Annotated in this window: 9 protein-coding genes; 5 read left to right on the plus strand and 4 right to left on the minus strand. The window is 58.3% G+C overall.

Annotated elements, in window-relative coordinates:
• On the minus strand, positions 1-849 hold an 849-nt coding region (locus NW837_RS03680), incomplete at its 3' end, for an Era-like GTP-binding protein (protein WP_414329323.1).
• 134 nt (positions 850-983) lie between these two features.
• Between NW837_RS03680 and NW837_RS03685 the strand changes: the two genes are divergently transcribed.
• From NW837_RS03685 to aroQ, 4 genes are all read left to right on the plus strand, one after another.
• Positions 984-1,133 (plus strand): hypothetical protein, encoded by a 150-nt coding sequence (locus NW837_RS03685; protein ID WP_011429585.1) that lies wholly within the window; start codon positions 984-986, stop codon positions 1,131-1,133.
• 376 nt (positions 1,134-1,509) lie between these two features.
• Complete coding sequence (locus NW837_RS03690) at positions 1,510-3,459, plus strand: acetate--CoA ligase family protein (RefSeq protein WP_414329324.1); 1,950 nt, start codon at positions 1,510-1,512, stop codon at positions 3,457-3,459.
• A 168-nt stretch (positions 3,460-3,627) separates the two neighbouring features.
• A complete protein-coding gene (locus NW837_RS03695; protein ID WP_011434447.1) occupies positions 3,628-3,759 on the plus strand; it encodes a hypothetical protein in 132 nt (43 codons plus the stop codon).
• Positions 3,737-4,234: a type II 3-dehydroquinate dehydratase gene (gene aroQ / locus NW837_RS03700; RefSeq protein ID WP_049749607.1), complete on the plus strand. Its 498-nt coding sequence runs from the start codon at positions 3,737-3,739 to the stop codon at positions 4,232-4,234. Before NW837_RS03695 ends, aroQ begins: the two co-directional genes overlap by 23 nt.
• A 17-nt stretch (positions 4,235-4,251) precedes the next feature.
• Here the strand turns inward: aroQ and NW837_RS03705 are convergent, their stop codons facing one another.
• The 3 genes from NW837_RS03705 to NW837_RS03715 form a co-directional block, all read right to left on the minus strand.
• Positions 4,252-5,262 (minus strand): alpha/beta fold hydrolase, encoded by a 1,011-nt coding sequence (locus tag NW837_RS03705; protein ID WP_011434449.1) that lies wholly within the window; start codon positions 5,260-5,262, stop codon positions 4,252-4,254.
• Positions 5,259-6,185, minus strand: coding sequence for a fatty acid desaturase family protein (locus tag NW837_RS03710; protein ID WP_011434450.1), 927 nt, complete (start codon positions 6,183-6,185; stop codon positions 5,259-5,261). Before NW837_RS03710 ends, NW837_RS03705 begins: the two co-directional genes overlap by 4 nt.
• Positions 6,186-6,290: 105 nt before the next feature.
• On the minus strand, positions 6,291-6,827 hold the full coding sequence (locus tag NW837_RS03715) for a thioredoxin family protein (RefSeq protein ID WP_414329325.1): 537 nt from the start codon (positions 6,825-6,827) through the stop codon (positions 6,291-6,293).
• Positions 6,828-6,838: 11 nt separating this feature from the next.
• Between NW837_RS03715 and NW837_RS03720 the strand changes: the two genes are divergently transcribed.
• Positions 6,839-7,159: hypothetical protein (locus NW837_RS03720; protein ID WP_414329326.1), on the plus strand; the 321-nt coding region annotated here is incomplete at its 3' end.

The raw sequence follows: 7,159 nt of genomic DNA on the forward strand, positions 1-7,159 counted from the left end.
GCCCACCACAATCCCCTTGCCAAGGGCGAAAATCCTGCCCCATTGCTCCACAAAGGGGGCATGGTGCTGCCACTGTTTTTCCAGAATCTGGGCCTGAACCCGGTCCAGCCGCTTCAACACATTCAAAGCCAGGAGGGATCCCGCCTCGGTTTGCAAAATCTGCAGAATTCGCCCCCGCAAGGCTTCAATTTGGGGTGCAGGCCGTTCCCATTCCAAAGTAATGCGGCCATCCGGCCAGTGGGTGCGGACTTTCAGAGGTTTTGGGCAAGCGGCCACGGTCAAAATCTCCTGCGGCGATACCCAGCCTAGGTGGCGGCTGATCTGGGCACAAATGGCCTGCAACTCCGCTTCGGAGTAGAGATCGCATTTGTTCAACACCAGCAGGATGGGCTTGTATAGAGTGCGCAGCTCCGAGAGAGCTTGGTATTCCAACTGGGTCAGGTCGGTGGCGATGACAAACACGATCAAATCCGCCGAGCGGGCCACATCCCAGGCCAACTGTTCGCGGGCTTCTCCTTCCACTTCGTTCAAACCCGGAGTATCCACCAGCCTCACCCGCCAAGGGATCCCTGGCCCCGGCTGCCACAGCAGGGATTGGGGCTGCTGAGTGACCCCATTGAGGGGGCCTACCTTCAACCGCTCCTCGCCGGTTAAGGCATTCAGGACGGCTGACTTGCCACGGTTGACCAGCCCAAACACCGCAATGGAAAACAGCCGCGCGGTGAGGCGCTTGCGCAAAGTGGATAGAGCCCTGAACTCCGGTTGTAAATCCCGACGGCTGGCCAGAGATTGCCAATGATCCCAGCACCTTTGCAAAACGGTTTCGGCTTGGGTCAAGGGAGTGGTCATAGACAGGGGCAATGGACTAACCCTCACTCTAGAGGGAATTGCCCCTCAGGGCTAGCCGTTTCTCCCCCCCAGCGTGGGGAATCCAAACCCCACAAAATAGAGCATGATCACCCTAGGGTTCCGCCGAATCTCCTATGCTGTACCGCCTTCCCCAATCTCTGAAATGGCTTCGTGTGGGTGGATCCCATCGTTCTAAGCAAGAGCGCCAGATCGTGCGCAGCCTGCTGGCCTTTGCTGGGGCGCTGCTGGTTATGGATGTTGTGCTTCTGAGCGCCCTTCGCTAGTCCAACTTGGCAAGCCCATCGTTAGGTGATTCCGAACAAGTCTAAGTCTGAGGCATTCCTCTAGCACTGCTACAGGCAAGCACTCCCAGCCCCTTGCCCATTATGAGGAGAGGGGATCCCAGAATTGGCAAACAGTTGCACTGCAACTCGAAATAACCCCAACCCGATCAGAGGGTGGGAAGGGTTTTCCAAGTTACCAAGTTGCCTGTCAGGCAACTGTTAATTGACCAGCAAAAGGCTGGCCGGGATCCCTTGTGCTGCGAGGGCAAGCCGCCGGGGATGGGGGCCGGATCGGGAATAATGGAAGCGGCCCCAGCCGGGAGAGCTGGGTTTTCCCCGCGCTGAGGTCGTTGTTTCCCTTCTCTTGAGGCCGGCTATGGTTTTGCAGGAGGCGGCGGGCGTGCCCCGCATCAACGCGCGCGAGTCGGATGTTTTCGACATTTTCAACTTGAAGCATTATCTCGGCCCTAACCCCTATCTCAATACAGCCGCTTTCACCTTCGACTTTGCCCTTACCCAGTGCCCACAGCCGCTGCCCATTGATGTCTACCTGTCCAAGGTCTGCTTCCATTTCCCCCAGTTGCAGGAGGGATCTTATCCTTCCTACGCCCACTTGTTTGCCCGGCTGGTGACGGAGGTGAACCGGTTGCAGATGGATCTCCACTTGCAGAAGTGGAGCTGTCACCTGTTTCCAGAGTATGTGCGCATCGCGGTGCAGACCTTGCATGGCCGTACCACTCGTGCCGCGGTTTATTTTGCTTGGGATTGGCTGGAAGCCATCGCCCAAGGGGAGCCCTTCGACGTTGAAGGGGAGATGCGCCGCCTGCAGCAATTGTTTCGCAACTCGGTGTACGGCGGGCCGACGGTCTATGCCCTCCTGCGGGCTGCTCACGAACGCGGGATCCCGACCTACTACCTGTGGGATGAGGGGGTGATGCAGTATGGCTATGGGCGCAACCAGGTGCGAGGGGTGGCCACCACCTTTCACTGCGACAGCCATCTCGACTCTGACTTCACCACCCGCAAAGACGATTGCAAAGCCTTTCTGGCGGCGCAAGGGTTCCCCGTGCCCCAGGGAGAGGTGGTCGCCTCTTTGGCAGAAGCTTTGCAGTTGGCGCAGGAAATCGGCTATCCGGTGGTGCTCAAGCCGGTGGCCGGCCATAAGGGGATGGGGGTGACGGCTGGCATTCAAACCCCAGAAGAGCTGGCCTTTGCCTACGAGGTAGCCGTGGCAGCCCTTCCCCCTGAGGAGCCCATCCGGCTGATCCTGGAAAAGCATCTGCAGGGCACCGATTTTCGCCTGTTGTGTGTGGGAGGCCGCTTTGTGGCGGCCACGGAACGACGCCCCGCCTCAGTGACGGGAGATGGCCAAAGCACCATCGGGCAGCTCATCGAGCAGGCCAACCGGGATCCCGTCCGTTGGGATACCCCCACTTCTCCCCTGGGGCCGATCCAATGGGATGAGGCAATGGAGCGCTTTCTGGCAGAGCAAGGCTTGACAGTGGACAGTGTGCTGGAACCGGGGCGGACGGTCTATCTGCGCAAGGTATCCAATCTCTCGGCGGGAGGAGTGAGCCGCGATGTCACGGCCACCGTCCATCCCGACAACGTGGTTTTGGCGCAAACCATTGCCCAGCAGTTCTCACTGGTGTGCTTGGGCATCGATGTCATTGCCCCCAGCCTGGAGCGCTCCTGGAAGGAGGGATCCCTGGGGATCATCGAGATCAATGCTGCGCCAGGTGTGCTCATGCACCAAAAACCTGCCATTGGCGCGGGAGTGGATGTGCCGGGGGCAATCCTCGACCATCTGTTTCCCAAGACGGCCCGCATCCCGATTTTGACCTTTAACCGCCTCACCTTGGCGGAGGCGCACACCTTGGTGGAGCATATTTTGTCCCACCGCCCCAACGCATGTGTGGGATCCGTCTGTCGGGAGGGTGTGCTGCTGAACCACAGCTCTAGACCCCTGCAGGGCAGCCTCTTTCGCCAGGTGAAAACCCTGCTGCGCCATCCCCAACTGGATCTGCTTTTGGCGGAAGCCGACGAAGAGACCCTGGAGCGGGAGGGCTTGGCCTACGAAGGCAGCGATCTGGTGGTGCTGCGGGATCCCTCCGATCAAGAGCTGCAAACCCTGAAACGGGATCTCAACCCCGGCGGCGCCCTCTTCCTGCAGCGGGGATCCACCCTAACTTTGACGGTGGCGGGCCAGGCGGAGCGATTTGAATTGCCGGGGACAGACCTTCAGATGGGGATCCTGCTGCGCTCCATGACCCTGCGGATCATCTGCAGAACCATTAGCCAGATGCTGAAGAACTGGTCTGGCTGAGGGGTTTTGGATTTTCTTCAGATTCTTGTAAAAGGGTAGGCAAAACAAGGGATCCCTGCTGGGGAAAAAGGCCGGCCAGCCGGTCAGCTCTACACCCCTCGGAAAGAAGCGCTATCATAGAAGTCCGTCGAATAAACTCCCTTCGTAAAACCTCGCGAGGCAGATCGGATGGATTGGGTAGAAAAGGTGCTGGAAAAGATCCGGGAATGGGTGGAACGTGTGATCGACACCCTGCTGGGGAACCCCCAGCCTCAACCTGCTCCCATTCCGGTAGAAGATGGATCCCATCGTCGTCGTTAATCCGACTGCCATTGCCCCCGGCGGCGAGCCTCTCAGCCTCTTGGTACTGCATGGCCCCAACCTCAACCTGCTGGGGGTGCGAGAGGTGGGCATCTACGGCTCAGTATCCCTAGAGCAGATCGATCAGGCTCTGCATCGGCAGGCAGAAATGCTAGGGGCGAAGCTGGAGATTCTCCAGTCCAACCATGAGGGGGTGCTCATCGATGCCATTCACCGTGCCCGCCAGCAGCATGTCGGCATTCTGATCAACCCTGGGGCCTATACCCACACCAGCATTGCTCTCCGAGATGCCATTGCAGCCGTAGGATTGCCCACTGTGGAAGTCCACCTAAGCAACATCCATCGCCGCGAGCCCTTCCGCCAGCACTCTTACATCGCCGCCGTAGCGGTTGGGCAAATCAGTGGTTTTGGGGCGCAAAGCTACCTGTTGGGGCTACAGGCTCTGGTGCAACACCTGCGCCTGCAATCTGTGTAGGATCTGTGTAGGTGCCCTCAGCTCTCCAGGAACTCCTGCACGGCTGTGCGAATAAAAGCTTCATCCTCGGGGTTTTGATGAGGATTACCGGCCCGGTGCCCCCAAATGGAGGGGATGATCTTGTAAACCGCGTTCGGGATCCATTCTGCCTCAGCCCGACAATCTTCTGGGGTGAAATACAAATCCGTCTGGGCGGGCATCACCAATGTTTGGGCCTGAATTGCCCTCAAAGCAGCCCGATAATCTCCCCGGTGAATGGGGTTGTCGCTGATATCGCAGCGGATCCAAGTTTCGATCATCGATAGCAAATTCTGCGGATCCCGGCGGCGGTAATTGGCCTCCCAGCCTCGCTCTAGATAATCTTCGAGAGAGGCATACCCCAAGGATTCATAGCATTTTTGGTTGAAAAAAGGTTGGGAAACAGCCCAACTGGCGTAGATGTGGGCAAAAGCTCGCAGACCCCGCTCTGGGACACCCGTAAATCGACGACCGTTCCAGGCGGGATCGGCAGTTAGGGCTGAGCGCAAACTCTCCAGAAAAACCCGATTGTGAACTGTGGTCTTGGCGGTGCCACAGAGGGCTACGATCCGTTCCACCCGCTCAGGAAACAGGGATCCCCAGTGATAGGCTTGCTGAGCCCCCATCGACCAGCCGTAGATCAGGCGGATGCGTTCGATCCCAAAGTGTTGGCGAATCAGGCTCTCCTGCAGGCGCACATTGTCCCAGTGGCTAAACCAGAAGCCATCTTCCCGCAAGCCACAGGCTGGATCGTTGCTGGGGGAAGTGGAAAGGCCATTGCCCAGCATATTGGGAATGAGGATAAACCACCGCTGCGGGTTGAGGATGCCGTCGGGACGAATCAGCCACTCCAGGTCGGGATGCTGAGCCCCATAGGAGGTGGGGTAGAGGATCAGGTTGTCTTTTCGGGGGGAAAGAGTCCCGTAGGTGGCGTAGGCGAGCGTGATTTGGGGCAGTTGGATCCCGCACTGTAGCTGAAAATCGTTCAGGCTCCAGGTGTAGTGAGTCATGCCTGAAATTGTTCAATCACCTGACGATGAACCCGCACATACCCCTGCCCTAGATGAGCCAGATGGGGCTTGAGGTATTGATGGGCATCGGCCAAAGCATGAAATGGAATGGAGGGGTAAAGGTGATGCTCAGCATGGTAAGGCATATTCCACATCAAAAAGCGGATTGGCCAAAGGGTAAGGGTGGTACGGGTATTGGAGAAGGGATCCTCGGTTTGGCTACAGCCTGTGTGCTCTGCCAGCAAAATGAAGCGCAAGATCGGCTGCCCTACCGCCAAAGGCAACAGCCACAGCCACACTATCCAGGGATCCCCCAGCAGAAGGGAGAGCAAGCTCCCAAGGCCGTAGATCCCTAGCTGCAACCGCACCGAACGAATGACCTCTTGGCGGGCCGATTCAGGAATGTAGGGATAGCCTTGCAACTGGCCGCTGGCTATGCGGATGTAGGTCTTCACCTTGCCGATCCACCAAGTCAAGCCGCTCAGCTCGAGCAAATACTCCGGCCAGCTCTGGGGTTTGGGATCCTCCAGCTCCGGATCCTTGCCCGGAATCTGGGTATAGCGGTGGTGCCATTTGTGGTATCGGCGATAAAAAGTGCTGTTGTAAAATGAGAGCAAGCCCGCCACCCAGGCTACCCCGTCATTCAGTTTTGGGCTGGCAAAAGCGGTGCGGTGTACACATTCGTGCAAAGCAGCAAACATCGTCGCCAAACTGGCCCCGTAAACCACCAGCGCCGGCAGGGCAATCCAGCCATTGACACCTTTCTGGGTCACCCACAGGCTGCCACTCACCGCCATCACCGCCAAATGTCCCAAAAGCTGCCGGAGCCCGGCTGAATTGGAGCGGACATTCAGTTGTCTGAGGCGCTCGCTCGGGATCAACCGTTGCGGATCCGGCAAAATCGGTGTTGTCTCGACAGCCATGGCCTGTTCTTGTGAGCTACGAGAATGGATAGAAGTTATCCAATATCAAACCGAGGCCAGACCTTTCCGCCTGTGTCCAAGACAACAAAACCCTGGACCAAACTCCTAACCATGACTGCGGGGATCCGGCTGACTGGGGAGGGCGCGCCTGCCCCGCTCCAGCTCAGACACCGGCCCGGCATTGGTCAACTGCAGGGGCTGTCCAGTTGCCAGAGCCAACACATTGGCCCGCAAAATCGACGGCGGCTGTTCGCCAATCGCCGATCCCAGCGCTTCTCCCTGCCGATCCAAAAACAGAAAATGAGGGATGCCGTTCACCCGGTAGCGGCTCAGCTCCGGCAGCCACTTCGGATTGTCCACATTCAACATGACGAAGTTGACTTGATCGGCAAATTCCTGTTTCAGGCTGGCCAGGAGGGGTGCCATGGCACGACAGGTGCTGCACCAATCGGCATAAAACTCCACCAAAGAAGGTTTGCCATTGGCCTGAGCTTGCTCCCAAGGTATGGCCTCTTGGGCTAAAGCCTCTAGGTTGCTGCCCGCCTGACGACCCTGGCTGGCCAAAAACAAACCCACCGCTAAGAGCACAGCTGCCGCGGCAACCAGCCCGTTGCGCAACCGTTTTGCCCAGTCTTTCTTCATCCTTCCTCACCTTGCTAGGCGCTGGATCTGACCTCAGCCCTCGCCTTCACCGTTTTAGCATCCCACCCTGTCCCACCGGTTCCGGCCAGAACCGGGTCTATGCCATCCCACGATCTTGGGCCGGGATCCCGGCTGGAGAAGAGGGCCAGGTGAGCGATAATGGGTGCGGCGTTTGCACCGATGGCTCAGCGATGCGCATCTCCTTGAAGTGGCTGCGAGAACTGGTGGATTTCCAACTTTCACCCGAAGAACTGGGAGAGGCCCTCACCCTGGCGGGGTTTGAAGTGGAAGAGATCGAAGACCGCCGCACCTGGGCAGATGGGGTGGTTTTG

It is taken from the genome of Synechococcus sp. R6-10, from assembly GCF_047461815.1.
Lineage (GTDB): Bacteria > Cyanobacteriota > Cyanobacteriia > Thermostichales > Thermostichaceae > Thermostichus.